This is a genomic window from Acinetobacter sp. A3 (assembly GCF_012371415.1).
Classification (GTDB): Bacteria; Pseudomonadota; Gammaproteobacteria; order Pseudomonadales; family Moraxellaceae; genus Acinetobacter.
Genome location: NZ_JAAZQW010000086.1, coordinates 1 through 1,183 on the forward strand (window position 1 = coordinate 1; position 1,183 = coordinate 1,183).

Consider the following 1,183-nt stretch of genomic DNA (forward strand, 5'->3'; position numbering starts at 1 on the left):
AAGAGATACCGTCTGAAACGTCAAGCAAATTATTGAGAATTCATGCTCAATAATCCGCTTGATAAGGTTGTTGGTGTTTGAGTACACCATAACAAAGATGAACCAACTTCCTCATCGCAGCTCCAATCGCCATCATTTTGGTTTTACCATTGACCAATAATCTTTCATTCATCCCTCTAATGTGGGGATTATGCCGAGTTGCGACAATGGCTGCCATATATAAACCGGCACGTATTTTGGAAGAGCCCGCTTTGGATAAACGGCTTCTGCCATGAATGGAGCTACCTGATTGCTTTTGAATGGGGACCAAGCCAACAAAGGCGGCCGCTTGACTAGCGCTTTCAAAAGTATGGCTGCGCAAGAAACTGAGCATTAATAAACTGGTTCGATCTGCAATAGCTGGAATACTGCTGAGCAGTTCTTTATCATTTCTTAAATCAGGATTCTGATCGATATGAGCATCAATTTGCTGGTCGATACCCTGAATGTGCTTGTTTAACTGCCTAATACTCTTATGGATAGACTGAAGTACAGGTTCCATCGTGAAGGTAGACTCTGCTTTTTCCAAACGATTCTTTTCACGTTGTAAATCTTCACAAAGCACAGCTCTTCTATCTAGCAAAGCATTCAGAAATTGAATAGGTTGGGGTAAAGGTTGCCAAAAATGTAGATCGGCAGTCATCGCAAATCGAGCTAGAACTTCACTATCCACCTTGTCTGTTTTATTTAGCTTAGACATACTCTGAGCAAAATATCGAGCTCTGGCAGGATTGGTTACACAGACTTGATAGTCCGCATCAAATAAATATTTAGCCAAGAGTTCATGATAAATAGATGTGGCTTCCATTAAGATAATGGTCTGCGTAGAAGTTGCAGCATGCTGCTTTAGCCAGGTTTGAAGTTGCTCAAAACCTTTTGGTGTATTTGAAAAAGTTTTGGTTTTCTTTTTACTTGCAGAATTTTCTAAAATTAAACAGCAATCAATTTTAGCTTTAGCAACATCAATACCAAGATAAAACATAATCTTTACCTGCTTTATTTATCCAATTATTGTTTTAGCATAACCACCGTCTTTTCTTGTGAATACAGCATCAAAGTGCTTAGTTACCGTCCAGAGTTGTGCAAGTGGTTAGGGCAAATTGTAGGTTTTATCTCTTTCACAGACTAAAAGTCTTAGGTCTAT

At 39.1% G+C, this 1,183-nt stretch carries 1 protein-coding gene; it reads right to left on the reverse strand.

Annotation, left to right across the window (positions count from 1 at the left end):
• Positions 1 to 46: 46 nt before the first annotated feature.
• The gene (locus tag HHA42_RS13305; RefSeq protein WP_168526860.1) at positions 47 to 1,021 is read right to left on the reverse strand and encodes an IS110 family transposase; all 975 of its coding nucleotides are present in this window, start codon (positions 1,019 to 1,021) and stop codon (positions 47 to 49) included.
• Positions 1,022 to 1,183 lie beyond the last annotated feature (162 nt).